Here is a 21,790-nt window from a genome sequence, read left to right on the forward strand (position 1 = left end):
AATTTAATTGAATTATTTTTGTCTAAATTTATATCATGAAACAAGACGTTATAATTATAGGAGCAGGAATATCAGGATTAACAGCAGCGGTTTATTTACACCGTCAAGATAGAAAAGTACTAATCCTAGAAAGTAGTGATCGCGCAGGAGGAAGAATAAAAACAGATTCAAAAGACGGTTTCCTTTTTGATAGAGGTTTTCAGGTTTTATTGACTGCTTATCCAGAAACGAAAGCTTTGCTGGATTATAAAGCCTTGAATCTAAAAAAAATGCTACCAGGTGCTACTGTACTCTATGACAAGGGGAGCTTTGAAATTGCTGATCCTTTTAGAAGACCATCAGCAACACTAGCAACACTATTTGCACCTGTGGGATCTATAAAAGACAAACTGAATACGTTGTGGCTCAAAAACAAACTTCAAAAACAAACTATTGAAGCTATTTTTGAACAAAAAGAACAAACTACTTTACAGCAATTAAAAGAATATGGTTTTAGTTCAAAAATGATAGAACGTTTTTATGCTCCCTTCCTATCCGGGATTTTTCTCGAAAACGACTTAAAAACTTCTAGCAGGATGTTTGATTTTGTGATGAAAATGTTTTCTGATGGTGATGTTGCCGTACCTGAGTTAGGAATGGAAGAAATCCCGAAACAATTAGTAAAAATGCTCCCTGAAGGCAGTATATTATACAATACTAAAGTAACAAAAGTAGATAGCAATACAGTAACAACTGATGATGGAAAAGTTTTTGAAGCCAACCAAATTTTATTGGCTACTCAAGCAAATTTATTAACTAAAACGCATTTTCCAAATCAAAAAATGCAATCAAAACAAGTAACCAATATCTACTTTGTGGCCGAAAAAGCTCCCACAAACAAAGCAGTCGTTGTTCTAAATGCTTCTACTCATAAAAAATGGGTGAATAACATGACCGTAATGACTAATGTTTCTAAGGCATACGCTCCACAAGGTAAAATACTTATTTCCGTTTCTTACAATGGTATCCCTACTGTTGACGAAAATACTCTGGCGGAAAACATGAAACTAGAATTGAAAAAATGGTATGGCGACCAAGTTGAATCTTGGAAGATGATTAAATCATACCAAATAGAATATGCATTGCCTAACCAAGAATCGGTTCGAAATAAACTATCTAATGAAGAACTTAAATTATCCGAAAATGTATTTATTTGTGGAGATAACTTACTCAATGGGTCTATAAATGCCGCTATGAAAACAGGTAGACTTGCAGCCGAAGCCATGATGAAATCTAAATAAACTACTCCATGAAAAAAGCAACAATTATTTTATTACTTGTGTTTTTTAACACCATTTGCCAAGCAAAATATAGACCGTTAATTTTGTCTGAATTAATTGGCAATGCAGAATTTATTGGTAATGGTACAATCATTATCGTTGAAAAAAATAATATCATTGTTAAATTTACGATGTTTCATAAAGGAAACTCCAAATACAAAATATTTAGAATACAAAAGTTTAAAGACTGGACTTGTGCATCAAGATGGGCCGAGTATAGGATTGGTCAAGAAGAAGTATTTTTCTTTTCACGAAACCAAAATAGAAAAATGGTAATTCTAGGTGCTGGAAATGAAGGTGAAATGCCAATTTATAAAAACAATGTTATTTATAAAAATACTATTCCATTTGACAAAACAACTAAAAATTATACCATTGGAAAAAATGAAATAAATGGGTATTCATTTTCTCTTTATGAATTCAAAAGTGGAATTGAAGCTTTTCTATCTAACAAAAACTATTATCAAAATTGGAACAAGAAAAAAAGTAAAATGACTAAAAAATTAAACAATACTTTTTTAGAAAAATTAGTTTTTGAATTGCAATAAAGTACTCAAAATAAACTTTTTTATCAGTAGCCAAAACAGATAATGAAAATGCTTATTTTTGCAAACTATTACATTCCCTTAAAAATAGAAACATTTTTAAGAACGGCTTTCTTCAACCATTTTCTTTTTCAGGAAGTCAGGACATTACCTAAGCTTTAATTAAAAAATATGAAATTAGTATATACCCTATTAGTTGCATTTCTCTTAAACACTGTTTACGCACAAAACGCTGATACTTACTTTGAAAAAATAAGAAATAATGAAGTAGAACTTACTGCTTTTTTTTCGCAAATGCCTAAAGGTGGGGATTTACACCACCATTTCTCAGGATCAATTTATGCCGAACCCTTATTACAACACGCCATAAAAGAGGATTTCTACCTCAACACAGAAACCATGGACGTGAGAAAAGTAAAAGAAAATTCAGGAAACTTGTCCTTATTTTCTGCGCTCAAGGCAAATGGTACTCTGGATACATATAAACAAAAAATAATGCAAAAATGGTCTATTAAAGATTATAACTATGTTGATTATCCTTCGGATAAATTATTTTTTGAATCATTTATGAAATTCGAACCAGCAATTCAAGGTAATTTTGCTGCAGGATTATTAGAGCTTAAAAAAAGAGCTATAGCTGAAAATGTAAGTTATATTGAAACACAATTATCTACAATTCCAAATACTTTGCAAACGAATGATTTAGTAAAATTCAATTCAAGATTAAGACAATTGGCTGCTGCCAAAGATGAAAAGGCAATACTTAAAACATTAGATTCTCTTTTTATCATTTACCAAAAAAGAGATGCTGAACTATATGCTAAAAACTTCAATACTAATTTTGTTGCTAAATTACACAACGAATTAAAAATTGATGATGCACAATTTACCATGCGCTATCAAAATTTTGTGTTGCGTTTTATGGAACCTGTTGATTTATTTAAAAACATAGTGATTGCATTTATCTCTGCAAACGAGAGCAAATTGATGGCTGGCGTAAATATAGTATCCCCTGAGGACGGAGAAACCTCTATGAAAGATTATGGTTTACATATGTTGATGTTTAAATATTGTAGTTCTCGTTTTCCCAATGTAAAATATACTATGCATGCTGGTGAACTGACTCTTGGACTTGTTCAACCGGAAGAATTAACATGGCATATTGGTGCTGCTGTTCATACAGCTGGAGCCTATAGAATAGGTCACGGGGTGGATATGGCTTATGAAAAAGATGCCTATACTTTACTGCAATTTATGGCTAATAAAGCAATCCCAATTGAGATCAATTTAGTGAGTAACGAATTTATATTAAAGGTGAAAGAACAACGTCATCCTTTTACTTTGTATAAAAAGTTTGGAGTATCCATAGTTATCAGCACAGATGATGCTGGGATTTTACGTACAAATATGACAGAACAATATGTCTTACTAGCTAAAAGATACCAACAAGTTACGTATGAGGATATCAAACAATACGTTTATAATAGTATTCACTTCAGTTTTATAAAAGAGGAAGCAGTGAAAAAACAATTGCTTCTTGATTTAGACAAACGTTTTACCAACTTTGAGAATCAATTCTCAAAAATGTAAAAGGGCTTTATCCAATAACGCCTTTAAGTTTAGGTTTTAGTTTAAATTTTTACATTTTGGTATTGTCAATATAAAACTACATCCTGTACCTTCTTGGCTCTCAATATAAATGACACCTCCTTTTTCCTCAACTATTTTTTTTACTATTGACAATCCAATTCCTGTACTTTCCTTTACATCACGAGCTTCAATTGTTTGAAAAACTTTAAACACTTTTTGTTGGTAAGCTTCTGCAATTCCGGGTCCATTATCTTTGATGGTAAACTCATGAAAATCAGTCAAAGATTGATAGGAACAATCTATTTTTCCTTTTGGTTTATCATTGTATTTCACAGCATTACTAATCAAGTTAGTAAAAACCTGCTGCAATAAAATCCTTTCAGCAAGTACTATAGGAAAATTGTTGCCTATTGTAACTTCAAAAGTATCAGGTACAATAGAGTCTATTAATTGTTCTAAAAGTTCCTTGACATCTATACTTTCTTTTTCAATTTCGATACGACCTATTTTAGAATATTCAAGAACACCATTAATTAAATTTTCCATCCTAGATACTCTACGACGCAGTAAATCAAAATTTCCTTTTACTTTTTGTGGCATGTCAGGCATGTCCTCTACAATCCATTCCGAAAGATTGTAAATAGCTCTTAAAGGTGATTTTAAATCATGAGACACTACATGAGCATATTCATCAAGCTCTCTGTTTTTCTTCTCTAAACTATCAAGAGCAGCAATTAGATTTTCTTCGGCATTCTTTCTATCAGTAATATCAGTGCCTATTGAAATGTATTGGTATGGAAGGCCTTTGTTGTTTAAAAATGGTACAATCGTTTTGTTTTCCCAATAGTAGGTCCCATCTTTGGCTTTATGTTGTACTTCACCTTTCCAGGTTGTGCCGCTGTAAATATTTTCTAAAATTTGTTTTCCTATTTCAGTTTCAAAAAAAGCAGCCATATTTGGTTGTTCTTTTCCTAATAATTCTTCTCTATCAAATTTTGAAACGGAACAAAAATTATCATTAACAAACGTTAATTTCCCTTTTTTATTAGATATGGATACTATGGCTGCTTCATCGAGTGCTGCTCTAATGTCTTTAACTTCTTTAGATTTTTCGGAAAGATTTTGCTCAGCTACCGTAATATCTGTAACGTCCTGCACAACACCGTTCAGGGCAATAATAGAACCTTGATTATCCATTACTGGTTCTCCCATGGCTAGAATGTATTTTATTCTTTCGTCTGGAAAAATTATTCTATAATTTGTTTTGAACTTTTTTCCTGTTTTTGAGACCTCTTCAATAACTTTATCCAAAACTATTAAATCATCTTGGTGAATTAAAGTTCTAAATTTTTTAACCAACTCATCTGTAGGCATAGTATTCATTTCAAAAATTCGATAATGCTCATCAGACCAAATCAATTTTTTTGAAATAAAACTATAATTCCAACTACCTATTTTTGCAATTTGTTGTGACTCTTCCAACAAATAGTTCACTTCTTTTAAATGCTGTTCTGCAAGTTTTTCTTTCTGAATATTTCTAGCTATTCCGTATAGATTACCAGTTTCTGGATCTGGTGAAGTGTTCCAACTCAAATTTAAATAAGATCCGTCTTTAGTTCTAAACCTATTTTCAAAACTTATGGTCTGCTTTAAATCAGCAAGTTTTTCAACCTCCATAATCGTTTTTTGAACATCTTCTGGATGAACAAAATCTATAAAAGACATTCCCTCTATTTCTTGTTTTTCATATCCTAAAACCGATGTAAAAGCTGGATTTACTTTATAAAAAAGTCCATCTAAATTTGCTATGTAAACTAAATCTTTAGAAAGATCAATGAAATTTTGCAACTCTTTTTGAGAGTCTAAGTATTCTAAATTTTTCTTCCTAGCATCTAGTAATGCTACCACTTGTTTGGCTAAAAGTTGTAATGCATTTTTTTGTTCTTCATTTAATTTTTTAGGCTCTGTATCAATAACACAAAGTGACCCCATCACAAAACCTTTTTTATTGAGTAAAGGAGCACCTGCATAAAACCTTATGTTAGGATCACCCAATACTAATGGATTGTCAAAGAAAAGCTCATGCTCAATTGCATTTTCTACCTCAAAAACATCATTATTCATAATTGTATATTGACAAAAAGAATCTTCACGTGATGTTTCACTTGCATCCAGCCCTACACTTGCCTTAAACCATTGTCTGTCTTTATCAATTAAACTCACCAGCGCTATAGGAACGCCGCATATGTAAGAAGCAAGTTGCGTAATAGCCTCATATTCTTTCTCTGAAATAGTATCTAAAATTGCGTATTCCTGGAGTACTTTAAGGCGTTCAATTTCATTTTCAGGCGTTGGGTAAACTTTCATTTGAAAAGATTTTGATTTACTTGGAAATTTACAAAGAAAAAAATGGATTTATAACACTAATACTTAAAAATTATTTGTTTTTTTCTTAAAAGACTGCGTAAAATCAGTCTCAAAACACGACTCAAATCCAAAATTGAATCAAAAACAAGAAAATATCAACTAAGATTCTAAAGAGTTAGTATCAAAAAAAGGCCCCCAAATGTAAAAACATCTGGAGGCAAATTATAAAATTAGGAAAGGATACCTAGCCTTATCTTGGATTCAAAATTAGATCTATTCTTTTTATACTATCCTCAAAATGGTATTTTGTTTCAACAGAAATAGCACCAGAGCGCGCTGTTGTTAAAAGCGCTTTCAGTAGGTTTAATTCCCCACGAACAAGAGCTCTCACATCAGATTGTGCTACATTATAATAATCTGAGGGACGTCCTGATTTAATTTCTTCTTTCATTAAAAAAGCCATTCGTTCAATATAGGCTCTTTGTAAATTTCGTCTGTAGATAGTAACATTGGCTCCAGCCGAAGCTTCTTTCCAAATACCTTTACGCATATCACTGAAAGCATCTAACGCCTTATAATTTGTGGAACCTACGATTTCTGCATCTAGTAACCTGCCTAAACGTTCAAAACTTAAAACACTATTTAAAAAACGGGCTTGTATGTTTCTAAAACGCTCTGTATATCCTGCATAGTCAAGATTTTTTAAGGTATTTACATTAACAATCCATGTAGGAGAAGCAAATGCATTAGCCTGCAACCACTGCATGGCTTCAATTTGTTTTTCTTTTGGCACAACATTATATACACTTCCTTTTTGATTGGGTTTTTTATAACTTTCGTACACTCCACCTATATTAGTAACAACATGCCCTACATACCTGCCCCACACATCTAGCATTTCTTTGTATAACTCATCAAGGTCTTCGTAATTATTAGTCACATCGCTTGTCCACTCAGGTAAATGAGTTGCAACATATTGTAAGTTTTTCAATCCATAAGTACTGGCTTTCATGGCGTCATTACCTACATCTTCTGTTTGTGAAGTAGGGTCAAAACTACTACTTTGACTTCCAAACTTATAGGTTATATCTCCTGCTTTTTCCATAATCCATTTATCCAAAGTTGGAACTTCAGCCTCTGGAGAATTAGCGTTTGGTATGTATCGATACCCCCAGTTAGTGGCATAATGATCATAAGGTCCCATTTGTCGAATGAAACGTATATTTTTATCTCCTGGCTGGGCAATGTAATTATAACGAGCATAATCCATTAAACTTGCTGCTATTCCGTTTTTTTGAGTGAAAGCTCCATCTCTATAGCTCTCTGTATTGTAAGCACAACTTGCACCCATATTGTGCGGAAAACCGAGTGCGTGGCCTACTTCATGCGCAATAACCATTCGCATCATTTCGCCCATTTCTTCATCACTAGTGTTCAATGTTCGAGCCGAAGGATTTGCAGCTCCTGTTTCTAATAGATAACGATTTCTATAGGAACGTAAATGGTTATGATACCAAATTACATCACTCTCAATAATTTCTCCAGTACGTGGATCAGAAACACTAGGTCCAACAGCATTTCTTGTTGTACTTGCTACGTAACGAATCACAGAATAACGAATATCTTCTGGGCTAAAATCAGGATCTTCTTCTTTGCTTGGAGCATCCTTGGCAATAATAGCATTTTTAAAACCTGCTGTTTCAAATGGTTTTTGCCAATCTTCAATGCCTTGCTTGATGTACTTTCTAAGCTTAACAGGAGTAGCAGGATCAAGATAATAAACTATTGGTTTTATAGGCTCTACAAGCTCTCCTTTGGCGTAAGCAACTGGATCTTTAGGTTCTAATCTCCAGCGGCGAATGTATCTTTTACTATCTGATTTTAAGGCTTCGCTACCATAATCAATTTGATCCATCGTAAACCATCCCACACGATCATCAGCCAGTCTGGGTTGCATGGGCTTTTCTGGTAATAAAATCATCGATTGATTCATTTGAATACTGATTGTTTCAGCATCAACTTGAACAGGTGGTTTTGAGGCATTGTAGGTAAAATCCTGAATTACCTCAATATTAAAAGGAAAACTTTTCATAGTATTGATAAAACTGCGGGATTCATCAAGGTTTCTCACCTTGTAAGTATCTCTCATTTCTGCTGATAATCCGCTTATAGAACGAACATCAGTATTGTAAAACTTAGTTACATCAATCACCGTATTCAAAGAGTCTTTACTAAAAGCCACAATATCAAAAGCAAAAAGTGTAGGTTCGTAATTATTAGCTTTAACCGAAATGCTTATTGGCAAACTATCGGCAGCAACCGCATTAAACGATTTAAGTTTTATTAAAATTTTATCTTGAAAACGCTGCCAAACAATGAGTTGTTCATTCGTCTCAGATCCTGCATTTACATATCCACCTCCTAAATTTGAAGGAAGTTTAGATAATCTACTCACCAGTAACATGTCTTTATCTAAGTGCTTATTAGGAATTTCAAAAAAATACTTTTTGTCTACTTTATGCACCGTAAACAATCCCTCATCTGATTGGGCATCTTTTGTAATTACTTTTCCATAATCCTTAATGGCGGACTCAGGTTTTTTTTCTGGTGGTGGTGCTACAACGGTATTTTTGTCTTTCTCCTTTTTAGATTGAGCCTGATTTTCTAAAGGTACAAGACTGGCAAGAGTAATAGCAGTAAAAATGAAAAATTTCTTCATTTAGTAGGTTTTATTGATTATTTGCTATCAAAAATAAATGTAAATCAAGCTTTACTAGACTATATTATTCCATTTAACAATTAATTAACAACTAATAAAAAGACATGGTTAGATATATTTAAAAAGAAGTTTTTTTTTCTATTTTAGTTTTAAAGTTGATGAAAAACATAAAAAAACCCAAAAGAAATTCTTTTGGGTTAGGTATTTAGTACAACTTAAATGTTTAAATAGAATTTAATCATTCATGGAAATTAAAAACTCCTCGTTGTTTTTAGTTTTCTTAAATCGGTCGTTTACAAAGTCCATGGCTTCAATAGGATTCATATCAGAAAGGTATTTTCTCATAATCCACATTCTTTGCAATGTTTTTTGATCTAATAATAAGTCATCACGTCTTGTACTTGAAGAAGTTAAATCAATTGCTGGAAAAATACGTTTGTTAGCAATTTTTCTATCCAATTGCAACTCCATATTACCAGTACCTTTAAACTCTTCAAAAATAACTTCATCCATTTTAGATCCTGTTTCAGTTAAAGCTGTAGCAATAATACTGAGAGATCCTCCATTTTCTACATTACGAGCAGCTCCAAAAAAACGTTTTGGTTTTTGTAATGCATTCGCGTCAACACCACCACTTAATACCTTACCAGATGCAGGCTGAACGGTATTGTAGGCTCTTGCCAAACGGGTAATGGAATCTAATAAAATAACAACATCATGACCACATTCTACTAATCTCTTAGCTTTTTCAAGAACAATGTTAGCTATTTTAACGTGTTCTTGTGGTTCTCTATCAAAGGTAGATGCAATTACTTCACCACGCACACTGCGTTGCATATCTGTTACTTCCTCTGGACGTTCGTCAATTAATAGAACGATCAAATAAACTTCAGGATGATTGGCGGCAATAGCATTTGCAATTTCTTTAAGCAACATCGTTTTACCTGTTTTAGGCTGTGCTACAATCATACCACGCTGTCCTTTACCAATTGGTGAAAACAAATCAATGATACGGGTTGAAACCGTACTTTGCTTTTCAGCCAATTTGAATTTCTCTGATGGAAAAACTGGCGTTAAGTGTTCAAATGATACTCTATCACGAACGACTTGTGGGTCATGCCCATTGATTTTTAAAACGCGCACTAACGGGAAGAATTTTTCTCCCTCTTTTGGTGGACGCACTACACCTTTTACCGTGTCTCCTGTTTTTAGCCCAAAAAGTCTAATTTGTGAAGTAGATAAATAAATATCATCTGGTGATGCTAAGTAATTGTAATCCGAAGATCGCAAAAAACCATAACCATCAGGCATCATTTCTAGAACTCCTTCGCTTTCTATAATTCCATCAAATTCAAAATCGGCAGCAGCAAAATTGCTTTTTTTGTTTTTAAAATTCGGGTTTTGATTCACATTCCCGTTAACATTTTGTTTATTTAGTTGATTCGGGTTTATTTTTTTTGTCAATAAAGGCTGATCTGTTTTTACAATAGGAGCATTATCAACTACTGCTTCAGGCTCTGTTTCTATTGTTTTAACGTCTTCTTTATTTTTCTTTAAAGCTATCTTTTTCTCGTATGCTGATTTATTAAACTTTATAGCTTTACCCCTTTTAGCACCATCTTCCTCAATATTCGTGGAAACTACTGGAATGTCCTCTGTTTTTGTAGCTATTGCCACTTCATTATCAGGAGTAATAGTAGCACTTGCTTCTGGAGTTATGGTTGTATTATTTTCAAAAAGGGTGCTTTTTTCGTTTTTTTGAATGGGTACTTTTTTTACAGGAAGTATTCTTGTTCTTTTTGTTTTTTCCTCTTCAAGATTCTCACTAGGTTTTGCAACACTCTCAGGTGCTTTACTAACTGCTTGTTGCTCTAGTATTAGCCCAATTAATGTTTCTTTTTTTACACCGTTAAACTTTATGGTTTTTGCTAATTTAGCAATTTCTTGAAGCTCAGAAAGCTTCATTTCTTTTAATGCAGAAATATCAAACATGAATGTTCTAGGAATTTAATTAATTTTTTGGAGATGTTATAAAAGATAGGTGGTAATTTTTTAAATCAACTGACCGCAGTATGAAGTTATTACGGCATTATGTTGCAATAATACGAATAAAAAACTAGCACACAATAGTTTTTTTAAAAAAGAAAATATATTTTTGTAAAACAAATTAATAAAATGATACAAAGAATTCAGACCGTATACCTAGCATTAGTTTTCCTTGTGACTGGTATTTTATTGTTTTTCTTGCCATTATGGACCTTAAATGATGGAAAAGCATATTTTTTTATGCAAAATCAATATTACACCATTATTCTTGGATTAAGTACCATGTTGACTTTGGTAAGTATCATTTCATTCAAGAAGAGACAAAATCAATTTGTAATAGGCAGATTGAATATCATATTAAATATGATTTTATTAGGATTGTTTGTGTATCGTTCGCTAAATTTATCTGGAGAAACACCTGCTGTTTCTGAGAAAGGTATTGGGATGTTTCTACCTGTACTTGCTATCGTGTTTTTAGTTTTGGCTAATAAGGCGATCAAGAAAGATGAAGATCTTGTAAAATCTGTGGACAGATTGAGGTAATCCTATAATTTTTTATTTATTAGTGCGAAGAAAACCCGAATTTTGTTTCGGGTTTTTTTGTGATTTGTTAAAATACTAAGAATTAATATTATTCGTTGTAACAATTTATTACATTTCAAATAAATCCAATTTCAAAATTTTGTAAGAAATAATAAATATAAAATCAAACTAGTAACTATTATTTTTTATATATTTGATAATATTAAAACTTTATGTCTCATAGAATAAGAATCCATCTTGCTGATGACCATCAAATATTAATTGATGGTATTAAAACACTACTACACACCAACCCCAATTTTGAAGTTGTTGGTTTCTCTATAAACGGATCAAATCTCTATGAGGAAGTCGTTCAAAACAATTCAGACATATTAGTTCTAGATATCAATATGCCCGAAAAAGATGGTATACAAGTCATAAAAGAGTTTGCATCAAAAGGATTTCCTTGTAAAATAATAATTTTATCCAGCCATGATGATTTACGAATCATTAAAGAAGTCATGAAATTAGGCTCAAGTGGCTATTTGACCAAAAAATGCGCAGGAGAAAACATTGTTGAAGCCATACAAGCAGTACATAACGGTGAAGAATATTTTTGCAGATCAGTTCGTGAAAAAATCTTTAACTCGGCCACAAAAGAAAACCCCAAATTAAACAAACTAGATCAAAACGGAGAATTTATACTAACAGATAGAGAACTCGAGATTATAACATTAATTGCTCTTGAATTTAGCGGAAAAGAAATCAGCGATCAACTTTTCATCAGTATGAATACTGTAGAAACGCACCGTAAAAATATTATGAAAAAATTAAATGCAAAAAACTCTATCAGCTTAGTTAAATATGCACTCAAAAACAAGCTAATAAAAGCCTAAAATTTTATCAAAATACTATTTTAATAGCCTAAATAATGGATTTTAAACGCAATAAATAATTAAAGTAGCATGTTAAACAAGCAAATCTCAATTCTCTTTTTTTTCATTTTAATTACCCTACCTACTTCCTTATTGGCAGAAGACAAACCCTTAACAATCAAGGATGTTACTATGATTACAAACAGAGCTATTTTGCTCATGAGAGAAGGCAATTATGAAAAATCATTAATACAATCAAGATTTGCTCTTAGCAAGGCTATTCAATTAAAAAACGACTTCTTAATTGCCTTTTGCTACAATACTATTGCTGCAAATTTTGATGAATTTTCAGAGACTGATAAAGCATTTTACTACTATAATAAAGGTTTAACATATGCTAACAGAACAAATAATGATGTTTTAAAAAACAACTTACACAACAATTTGGGAAACATTTATTGTTTTGACAAAAAACAATATAAAAAAGGTATTTATTACTACAAAAAATCATTAGAGTACAGTACTAAAATTAATGATGTTTATCAAATTCTATTCACTAAACTCAATATTACCTGGGCATACTTTGATATTGGTGATTTTAAAAATGGCTATCCCTATCTAGATTACATTAATAAAAACCATAAAAAGGATGGAGATGCATCTACTATTGTGGCCATAAATATGCTTAACGGAATGTATTATTCTAGTATTAACGATACTAAAAAAGCCACATACTTCTTTGAAAATGCCATTAGATTAGGGAACCAAGGTAACGAAAAATCAGATTTATCATTTTCCTACCATGAATATTCTAAATTTTTAATAAAAACTGGAAATTATAAAAAAGCATATTCTCACCTTGACTCTTACATTAAATTGACCGAGGAATTAAAAGACGAGGAAAAGCTGAAAAAAGCAAATGTAGCCGGAATAAATCTTGAAATTGACGAGTACAAACGTGAAATTGACAAAATTGAAAATGAATTCAAAACCAAACAAATAGAATTATTAGAAGAACAATACCGAAATAAAAAAATTGTAATTGTTGTAGCTATAATCCTGCTACTAATCTCTTTAGTCTTTTACATTTTAACTTTAAATGCAAAGCTAAAACACAAAAATAAAATCAAAGATTTACAAAGTAAGGTTCAAGAAAACATATTAAATGCCTCAATTAATGGTCAAGAATTAGAACGAAAGAAAATTGCAGCTTTTTTACATGATAATATAAGTGCTCTATTGTCATCCGCAGGAATGCAATTACAAGCTTTTACAAATCAAACACAAAATTCTCCTATTGAAATTACTAAAACAAAACAAATCCTTGAAAATGCTCACGATCAAGTTCGGGATTTATCCCATGAATTAATGCCTTCTCTACTTGTTCGTTTTGGGCTATTTGATGCTCTTGAAGATTTGTGCGAGAAGAATACAAATTCTATACTGAATTTTGTTTTTAACAATTCAGTAGATCGAAATACACGTTATGAAGAAGATTTTGAAATGAAAATCTATTTCATCATTATGGAACTCATAAACAACACTATCAAACACAGTAAAGCCAGTCAATCTATTGTATCTATTGACGAAAATAATGATAGTTTGCAAATAAAAATTATAGATAATGGGAAAGGATTTGATTCTTCTAATTTTCATATTCTTGAAGGTTTTGGTATAAACCAAATCAAATCTAGAATCAACAACTTGAAAGGGATTTTTTATATAGATTCAAAACTCAATTGGGGTACAACCGTGAGCATTGAAGTACCCATACACTACCATAAAAAAAATTCTAACCCCGTTTACCCAACTCAATAATTTCCATATCCTTAATTTTATCTCCATCTATTACAAAGCGCAACATAGTGCGTACTTGATGAAAACCACTCACTCCAGCTGCTCCTGGATTAAGGTGTAGTAAATTGTGTTTTTTATCAAAAATCACTTTTAAAATATGGGAATGACCACAAATAAATATTTTCGGAGGATTTACAAGTAGTTCTTCCCTAATATTCGCATTATACTTCCCTGGAGAACCACCAATATGTGTAATCCACACATCAACTCCTTCACACATAAATCGGTTGTGTAATGGAAATTCCATTCGGGCCTGCGCATCATCAATATTACCATAAACAGCACGCAAAGGTTTTACTTTTTGCAACGCATCTGTAACAATGAGGTTACCTATATCGCCAGCATGCCACACTTCATCAGCTTGGTCCACATATTTTAAAATGGCATCGTCTATATGACTGTGCGTATCCGAAAGTAAAAGGATTTTTTTCAATTTAATTTTTTTTTAGAAGCTTTATCCAGTTATTCGCTTTATTCCAGATCAAAAAAATTACTACTAAAAAGCCTTGTTTTTTAAAATCGGGAGATACCGCGGCTATCTGGGCCAGAAATTTTGGTAAAAATAGCCATTCTTGGTTCAATAATGAAATCGAATTCATTCTTAACAAACTTTGGCAGTTTGTCATTTCCTAGCACAAAAATTAATAAGTATCTTTGTCACATCAAAAAAAAACTGTTGAGATATTTCGTTAAATTTGCATACAATGGCACGCATTACCACGGTTGGCAATTTCAGCCTAATGCAGCCTCTGTTCAAGAAACCATGAACAAAGCCTTTTCGGTATTGTTAAACACACCCTTAAATCTTATGGGTGCAGGAAGGACTGATACTGGAGTTCACGCCAGAGAAATGTATGCTCATTTTGACATAGAAAAATCATTTGATAAAACAAGCTTGATTCACAAACTCAACTCTTATTTACCTAAAGACATTGTAATTTATGACCTAATAGCAGTTCATGATGATGCACATACTAGGTTTGACGCAACTAAAAGAACTTACGAATATCACATTCATACTTTTAAAGATGTATTTTTACAAGATAAGAGTTGGTACTTTCATCAAACGTTAGATATTGAACTCATGAATCAAGCAGTACAAATACTTTTTAAACATACTGATTTTCAATGTTTTTCAAAAGTAAACACTGATGTAAACACATTTGATTGTACTATTTATGAAGCGCATTGGACACAAAAAGACAACAATTCGTTAGTTTTTACCGTTTCGGCAAATAGGTTTTTACGCAATATGGTGCGTGCCATAGTAGGTACTTTGATCAATGTAGGGTTGCATAAAATTTCACTAGATGATTTTACATCCATTATTGCTAGTAAAAACAGAGATAAAGCTGGGATTTCGGTTCCAGCACATGGTTTGTATTTAACCAAAATAGAATACGATTATATCAAGCAATAGCCCTTATTACTTAACTAGACTTTTATTTTCGTAGGAGTTCAGTGAATTGTACTTGTAACGAATAGCAGACACGAGCAAAGCGAATTGACAAAGTAAACAGCTCCAAAAAATAATATGAAAGCAAAAGCATTTGATACTAGATTATTTAAAAGAATATTAAAATTTACAAAACCCTATCAATGGCGTTTTAATGGAGTGGTTATTTTTGCCATTTCATTGTCAATATTCGCAGCGTTACGACCGTATTTATTGAAACAAACCGTTGATGGTTACATTGCTACGCAAGACAAGCAAGGATTATTGATTTATGTAATCTTAATGGGAATTGTGCTATTGCTAGAGGTGTTTTCACAGTTTTATTTTGTGTATTGGGCCAACTGGTTGGGTCAAGACATTGTAAAAGACATTCGTACCAAACTGTTTCAGCACATTTTAAGTTTTAGAATGAAATATTTTGACCACGTTCCTGTGGGACAACTCGTTACGCGATCCGTTTCTGATATCGAATCTATTGCTAGAATTTTTAGTCAAGGGTTATTCATGATTATCAGTGACTTGATGAAAATGATTGTAGTTCTGGGTTTTATGTTTTATATGAACTGGACCCTAACTTGGATTGTGATTGTCGCCATGCCAATACTGGTTTTTGTAACGAGGATATTCCAAAAGAAAATGCAAGTTGCTTTTGAGGAAGTGCGTACTCAAATTGCCAATATGAATTCCTTTGTACAAGAGCGAGTTACAGGAATGAAGATTGTTCAACTCTTTAATAGAGAAAATATCGAGTCAGAAAAGTTCAAAGAGATAAATGACAAGCACAAGAAAGCGTGGATAAAAACAATTTTATACAACTCCATCTTCTTCCCTATTGCTGATATCATTTCGTCATTAACTCTTGGTTTTATTGTATTGTATGGAGGAATTAAAATATTAAACGGAGATAATTTCACTACGTTTGGGGATTTATTTTCATACACTATGTTTATTGGAATGTTGTTCAATCCCTTGAGACAAATTGCCGATAAATTCAATGAGATGCAACTGGGAATGATTGCTGCTAATCGTGTTTTTGATATTTTGGACACCCAAGATCAAATACAAGATACAGGTATTCTTGAGGCGCCAATTTTTAAAGGAAATATTGAATTTAATAAAGTTCGTTTTGGTTATATTCCTGATGAAGAAGTCATAAAAGGAATTGACTTAGAAGTAAACGCTGGACAAACAATTGCCATTGTAGGTTCTACAGGTGCAGGAAAATCTACTATTATAAATTTACTGAATCGTTTTTACGAAATCAATAGCGGCTCCATATATATTGATAATCAAAATATTGAAAATTATACTTTAGGTTCTTTACGAAAGCAAATTGCGGTAGTATTGCAGGATGTTTTCCTTTTTGCAGATACTATTTTTAATAATATCACCTTAAATAATCCTGAAATTGATCGCGACCAAGTATTGGCTGCAGCCAAAAAAATTGGAGTGCATGAATTTATCATGAGCTTGCCTGATAATTATGACTTTGATGTCAAGGAACGCGGAGTAATGCTATCCTCTGGTCAGCGCCAATTAATTGCATTCTTAAGAGCTTATGTAAGTAACCCAAGTATTTTAATTCTTGACGAAGCCACGTCTTCTATAGATACCTACTCTGAAGAATTGATTCAACGTGCAACAGAAACCATAACTAAAGGTCGGACCTCTATTGTTATTGCGCACCGATTAGCCACGATTGTAAACGCTGATAAAATTGTAGTGATGGATAAAGGGCTAATCGTTGAACAAGGTACGCATCAAGAACTAATTAATCGTGAAAGTGGTTTTTATAAGAATTTGTACGATTCGCAGTTTTCAGTGGCGAATTGATTTGTTCACAACCGCTTTAACACAGAATCTTAATTCTATATTCCAGCATAAATAAAAAACTTTTTTTTTATTTAAATTTTACAACTTTATAGCAATATTTAATAAAATCTATAGCAGAATTATAGTGTTAATTAAATATAAATTGTAATATTGTTTCGATTTAAATCTTACAAGTTTCTATGAAAACAAAATTATTTTTTTTGCTGTTTTTAGCAAGTTTGAGTACTTATGCACAATACACTTTAATCCCTGATATAAATTTTGAAAACAAACTTATTGCATTAGGTATTGATTCAGGAGTTGCAGATGGGAAAGTATTGACAAACAACATTAACAAATTGACTTCATTAGATGTTTCGTCTAGTTCTATTAGAGACTTAACTGGTATTCAAGATTTTGTGAGTTTGACTTCTTTGAATTTTTTTTGCAATCAATTAACTGCCATAGATATTTCCAAAAACTTAGCTCTGATTACTTTAGATTGTAGCTTTAATAAATTAACATCCTTAGATGTTTCCAAAAATACACTATTAAGTACTTTATATTGTAATATAAATAAATTAACATCCTTAGATGTTTCCAAAAACTTGGCTTTGACTTCTTTAATTTGTAGTCACAATCTACTAACTACTTTAGATGTTGCTAAAAACAGGACTTTAAAAGAATTATCTTGTGAATCAAATGAATTAACCGTAATAGATGTTACCAAAAACGCAGATTTGACTTCTTTATATTGTTCTTCAAACAAACTCGTGAGTTTGAATCTAAAAAACGGAAAAAATACTCAATTGAAAGGTTTTTCTTTTTCGTTAAATCCAAATTTAACTTGTATTGCTGTAGATGATGTTGGTTATTCAAACGCCAATTGGGCGGATGAAAAGAATTATTTTGCTTTTTATTCTCCTTTTGACTGCTCGACAATTACAGCAATTCCAGATGCAAAATTTGAAGAAAAACTAATTACTCTTAGAATTGATACTGATGGCAAAAATGGGATAGTATTAAACAACAGTATAGCAGGTATAACCAATCTGGACGTATCTAATATTGGGATTACCGATTTGACCGGTATCCAAAACTTTATTGCTTTGACCAGCCTTAATTGTTCTGGAAATTTAATACATAAATTGGATATCTCTAAAAACACAGCATTTTTGACTTTAAATTGCGCTAACAATCCAACCTTGACATGCATACAAGTTGCAGATCTTAAGTCTACTACTAATTGGACAATTACCAAAGACCCAATAGCTGTTTTTAATTTAGACTGTACTGTTTACACGTTAATTCCGGATAGCAAATTTGAGGAAAAACTAATCTTCCTCGGTATTGATACAGATGGTAAAAACGGTAAAGTAGCAACTGCTAGAATTGAATCTCTACCTTCGCTAAATGTTTCTTCTAGTTCAATTACCAATTTAACAGGGATTGAAGATTTTAAATCTTTGACTCACTTACAATGTGGTTCAAATCAATTAACCTCCTTGGATGTTTCAAAAAACGTAAATTTGACTGCTTTATATTTTGATTCAAATAAAATAACGTCTATTGATCTTTCTCATAATACATTATTAGAAACTTTAAATTGTTTCTCAAATTCTTTAACCACATTAGATGTTTCTAAAAACGTAGCTTTGACTGATTTATACTGCGGTACAAATCAACTAACATCCTTAAACCTCTCGAATAATACATTATTAAAAGTTTTAGACTGTGATTCAAATTCATTACTAAACTTAGCTGTTAACAAGAACACAGATTTAATTCAGTTATACTGTAGCAATAATCAACTAACATCCTTAGACCTATCGTATAATTCATTTTTATTGATTTTAAATTGTGATTCAAATCAATTAACCTCATTAGATATTTCTAAAAATCTGGATTTAATCAGTATAACTTGTGGTTCTAATCAATTAACCGCATTAGATATTGCCAAAAATGAAGCTTTGACTCAATTATATTGTTATGATAATAAAATAATTAACTTAAATCTTTTACGAAATATTGAGTTAAAAGAGCTTATGTGTGGTTCTAATGAGCTAACAGCAATAGATATAACAAATAATCTAAATTTGGAGGTCTTCGATTGTCAATTCAATAAAATTACAAATCTTGATATTTCTAAAAATCCCTTAATTGTATCAATTGGTTGCGATAACAATCAACTAACATACTTGAATCTAAAAAATGGTGCTAATACCAATTTAGACCTAACATATATTAACTTTGTAAATAATCCTAACCTTAAATGTATACAGGTTGACAACGTCACCTATTCCAATACCAATTGGGCAAATGCAAAAGACACAACATCCTATTATTCAATAGATTGTCAAACCACTGGATTATATACACTGATTCCTGATGCAAATTTTGAAAACAAACTTATTACATTAGGAATTGACTCAGGAACTAATGACGGAAAAATTTTAACTTCAAAAATAAACACCTTAACTTCTTTAGACGTTTCTTATAGTTCTATTACAGATTTAGAAGGAATACAAGGATTTGTAGCTTTGACCTCGTTAAAATGCAATAATAACTATGGCTTAAAAAGTTTGGATGTTTCAAAAAACATAGCATTAACTTTATTAGATTGTTCCAACAATTATTTAGTAACCAGCTTGGATGTTTCCAAAAACACTGAGTTGACTTCATTAATTTGTTATGCCAATAAACTAAATAATTTAGACGTAACTAACAATACCAAATTGACTGAATTGCAATGTTCATCAAATAAGCTAACTGGTTTAAATGTTTCCAAAAACACTGCTTTGACCAAGTTGATTTGTGGCTACAATTACGAATTAAATAACTTGGATGTTTTAAAAAACATAGCCTTATTAAAATTAGATTGTACTTCTAACAAATTAACAAGTTTGGATATTTCAAAAAACGTCAAATTAATCGAATTATGGACTGGTGACAATCAAATAACTAGCTTGAATGTTAATAACAACATAGCCTTAACATCATTAATTTGCAACACAAATCTATTAACAACATTAGATGTATCAAAAAACACAGCTTTAACTAGATTATTGTTTTACAAAAATAAATTAACAACTATCGATATTGCTTCAAATACTGCTTTAGAAACAATGGATTGTAGTTCTAACCAATTAGCAAGTTTGGATGTTTCAAAAAATCTTAAAATGCACTATTTGTATTGTGACATCAATCAATTGACCACTTTGGATGTTTCTAAAAACCCTGTTTTAGGTTTACTAGATTGTAGCAATAACCTTTTAACAAGTTTGGATGTTTCATTAAACACCGAATTATCAAAATTAGAATGCGCTTCAAATCGACTTGATAACTTGAATCTGAAAAATGGTAATAACACACTTTTCGATAGATTTGTAAGTCCAGACCCAAATATCATTATTTACAATGTTGATTTTAGAAATAATCCAAACCTTAGTTGCATTCAAGTGGATGATGCAAACTATTCTAATGTTAAATGGTCTACTCAAAAAGATGCTAGTGCAAATTTCAATACAAATTGCAACTCGTACACCTTAATTCCTGATCCTAATTTTGAAGATTTACTTATTGCTCTAAAGATTGATACAGATGGTAAAAACGGGAAAACTTTCACTTCAAACGTTGTAAATATTACAAGTTTAGACCTATCAAACGCAGGTATTACAAATTTAAAAGGAATTGAAAACTTTACGGCATTAGAGAAATTAATTTGTAAAGGAAATTCAATCTCAACAATAAATCTATCTACAAACTTAGTATTAAAATACTTAGATTGCTCGAACAACCCCCTTGCCTCACTCGATGTAAGAAAAAATAAGTTACTTTTAGAGTTGTATTGTGATGGGACTGTAACCATTACAAAAAGATCAATAATGAGCATGAATCAATTAACAATAATAGATCTATCTAACAACACGTTGCTTACTAACTTAAGTTGTGCGAATAATCAACTGGTCAACTTAGATCTTTCAAAAAACATAAATCTAAAAACAATCAATTGTTCTAATAACAATTTAATTACTTTAGATTTGAATAACAATAATAACACTTTATTAACCACTTTAAATTTTAAAAACAACTCCAAATTATCCTGCATAAAAGTTGATAATACAACCTATTCAATAAACAATTGGTCAGCAGCAAAAGATGCTACCGCTTCCTATTCTTCAACATGCAACACATTAGGAATTGAAGAAACAACTTTTGATAAAATCATTTTATACCCAAATCCTACAAAAGGTGAATTGAATATTTCTAATATTGTGTTGGAAAAAGTAACAATTTATGACAATTTGGGAAAAGTAGTTAAGACAACAAAATTTACTTCAGGCAGTAATGAAAATAGACTTGATTTAAGTGAATTACCAAAAGGTACTTATTACATAACTATTGAAAGTGAGGATAAGCATACCACCAAGAAGATAATAGTTAAATAATTAGCTTTTCATAGACTACTCCAAACAAAAACTTCATTTTCAAATATTTGAAAATGAAGTTTTTGTTTCTGTTTTCAATCTCAATTCACAAAAATTTAATTTAATATATTATAAAATCAACAAATAAATACACTTCTAAACTTATCCCTTTTAAATTTCACAATAATCAAATTAATCCTTAAATTAGCTGAAATTTAAAGGTTAATGTGATTTTTTTGATAAAAGTCATATTTC

13 protein-coding genes are annotated in these 21,790 nt (G+C 31.4%); 9 read left to right on the plus strand and 4 right to left on the minus strand.

Going from position 1 to position 21,790, the window contains the following annotated elements:
• Window positions 1-35: 35 nt before the first annotated feature.
• The 3 genes from AC061E_RS08975 (at window position 36) to AC061E_RS08985 (ending at window position 3,454) form a co-directional block, all read left to right on the plus strand.
• Window positions 36-1,280 (plus strand): protoporphyrinogen/coproporphyrinogen oxidase, encoded by a 1,245-nt coding sequence (locus tag AC061E_RS08975; protein WP_478285926.1) that lies wholly within the window; start codon window positions 36-38, stop codon window positions 1,278-1,280.
• Window positions 1,281-1,288: 8 nt separating this feature from the next.
• Window positions 1,289-1,867, plus strand: coding sequence for a hypothetical protein (locus AC061E_RS08980; RefSeq protein ID WP_478285927.1), 579 nt, complete (start codon window positions 1,289-1,291; stop codon window positions 1,865-1,867).
• Window positions 1,868-2,035: 168 nt separating this feature from the next.
• A complete protein-coding gene (locus tag AC061E_RS08985; RefSeq protein ID WP_478285928.1) occupies window positions 2,036-3,454 on the plus strand; it encodes an amidohydrolase family protein in 1,419 nt (472 codons plus the stop codon).
• A 36-nt stretch (window positions 3,455-3,490) separates the two neighbouring features.
• Here AC061E_RS08985 and AC061E_RS08990 read toward each other — a convergent pair whose 3' ends face one another.
• From AC061E_RS08990 to rho, 3 genes are all read right to left on the minus strand, one after another.
• On the minus strand, window positions 3,491-5,821 hold the full coding sequence (locus AC061E_RS08990) for a PAS domain S-box protein (RefSeq protein ID WP_478285929.1): 2,331 nt from the start codon (window positions 5,819-5,821) through the stop codon (window positions 3,491-3,493).
• A gap of 250 nt (window positions 5,822-6,071) precedes the next feature.
• Window positions 6,072-8,540, minus strand: a complete 2,469-nt coding sequence (locus tag AC061E_RS08995; protein WP_478285930.1) for a zinc-dependent metalloprotease — start codon at window positions 8,538-8,540, stop codon at window positions 6,072-6,074.
• Between the two features lie 234 nt (window positions 8,541-8,774).
• On the minus strand, window positions 8,775-10,532 hold the full coding sequence (gene rho, locus AC061E_RS09000; RefSeq protein WP_478285931.1) for a transcription termination factor Rho: 1,758 nt from the start codon (window positions 10,530-10,532) through the stop codon (window positions 8,775-8,777).
• Window positions 10,533-10,715: 183 nt separating this feature from the next.
• Here rho and AC061E_RS09005 point away from each other — a divergent pair, with 183 nt between their 5' ends.
• From AC061E_RS09005 to AC061E_RS09015, 3 genes are all read left to right on the plus strand, one after another.
• Window positions 10,716-11,129 (plus strand): DUF4293 domain-containing protein, encoded by a 414-nt coding sequence (locus tag AC061E_RS09005; protein WP_478285932.1) that lies wholly within the window; start codon window positions 10,716-10,718, stop codon window positions 11,127-11,129.
• Between the two features lie 212 nt (window positions 11,130-11,341).
• Window positions 11,342-12,004, plus strand: a complete 663-nt coding sequence (locus tag AC061E_RS09010; protein ID WP_478285933.1) for a response regulator — start codon at window positions 11,342-11,344, stop codon at window positions 12,002-12,004.
• Between the two features lie 69 nt (window positions 12,005-12,073).
• Entirely contained in the window at window positions 12,074-13,801 is a 1,728-nt protein-coding gene (locus tag AC061E_RS09015; RefSeq protein WP_478285934.1) for an ATP-binding protein, read from the plus strand.
• Here AC061E_RS09015 and AC061E_RS09020 read toward each other — a convergent pair.
• Entirely contained in the window at window positions 13,776-14,273 is a 498-nt protein-coding gene (locus AC061E_RS09020) for a metallophosphoesterase family protein (protein ID WP_478285935.1), read from the minus strand. The two genes, AC061E_RS09015 and AC061E_RS09020, sit on opposite strands and share 26 nt — an antisense overlap.
• A gap of 243 nt (window positions 14,274-14,516) precedes the next feature.
• Here AC061E_RS09020 and truA point away from each other — a divergent pair, with 243 nt between their 5' ends.
• From truA to AC061E_RS09035, 3 genes are all read left to right on the plus strand, one after another.
• On the plus strand, window positions 14,517-15,260 hold the full coding sequence (truA, locus tag AC061E_RS09025; RefSeq protein ID WP_478285936.1) for a tRNA pseudouridine(38-40) synthase TruA: 744 nt from the start codon (window positions 14,517-14,519) through the stop codon (window positions 15,258-15,260).
• A 114-nt stretch (window positions 15,261-15,374) separates the two neighbouring features.
• Window positions 15,375-17,129: an ABC transporter ATP-binding protein gene (locus AC061E_RS09030; RefSeq protein WP_478285937.1), complete on the plus strand. Its 1,755-nt coding sequence runs from the start codon at window positions 15,375-15,377 to the stop codon at window positions 17,127-17,129.
• 179 nt (window positions 17,130-17,308) lie between these two features.
• Window positions 17,309-21,556, plus strand: coding sequence for a T9SS type A sorting domain-containing protein (locus AC061E_RS09035; protein ID WP_478285938.1), 4,248 nt, complete (start codon window positions 17,309-17,311; stop codon window positions 21,554-21,556).
• Window positions 21,557-21,790 lie beyond the last annotated feature (234 nt).

The sequence above is a fragment of the Flavobacterium sp. GNP011 genome (assembly GCF_056428925.1).

Bases quoted from the DNA above. Each gene is read 5' to 3' on its own strand.
- AC061E_RS09030 (WP_478285937.1), top strand. From the start codon at position 15,375: ATGAAAGCAAAAGCATTTGATACTAGATTATTTAAAAGAATATTAAAA.
- AC061E_RS08995 (WP_478285930.1), bottom strand. From the start codon at position 8,540: ATGAAGAAATTTTTCATTTTTACTGCTATTACTCTTGCCAGTCTTGTA.
- AC061E_RS09010 (WP_478285933.1), top strand. From the start codon at position 11,342: ATGTCTCATAGAATAAGAATCCATCTTGCTGATGACCATCAAATATTA.
- rho (WP_478285931.1), bottom strand. From the start codon at position 10,532: ATGTTTGATATTTCTGCATTAAAAGAAATGAAGCTTTCTGAGCTTCAA.
- AC061E_RS08975 (WP_478285926.1), top strand. From the start codon at position 36: ATGAAACAAGACGTTATAATTATAGGAGCAGGAATATCAGGATTAACA.
- AC061E_RS09005 (WP_478285932.1), top strand. From the start codon at position 10,716: ATGATACAAAGAATTCAGACCGTATACCTAGCATTAGTTTTCCTTGTG.
- AC061E_RS09015 (WP_478285934.1), top strand. From the start codon at position 12,074: ATGTTAAACAAGCAAATCTCAATTCTCTTTTTTTTCATTTTAATTACC.
- AC061E_RS08985 (WP_478285928.1), top strand. From the start codon at position 2,036: ATGAAATTAGTATATACCCTATTAGTTGCATTTCTCTTAAACACTGTT.
- AC061E_RS08980 (WP_478285927.1), top strand. From the start codon at position 1,289: ATGAAAAAAGCAACAATTATTTTATTACTTGTGTTTTTTAACACCATT.
- AC061E_RS09035 (WP_478285938.1), top strand. From the start codon at position 17,309: ATGAAAACAAAATTATTTTTTTTGCTGTTTTTAGCAAGTTTGAGTACT.
- AC061E_RS08990 (WP_478285929.1), bottom strand. From the start codon at position 5,821: ATGAAAGTTTACCCAACGCCTGAAAATGAAATTGAACGCCTTAAAGTA.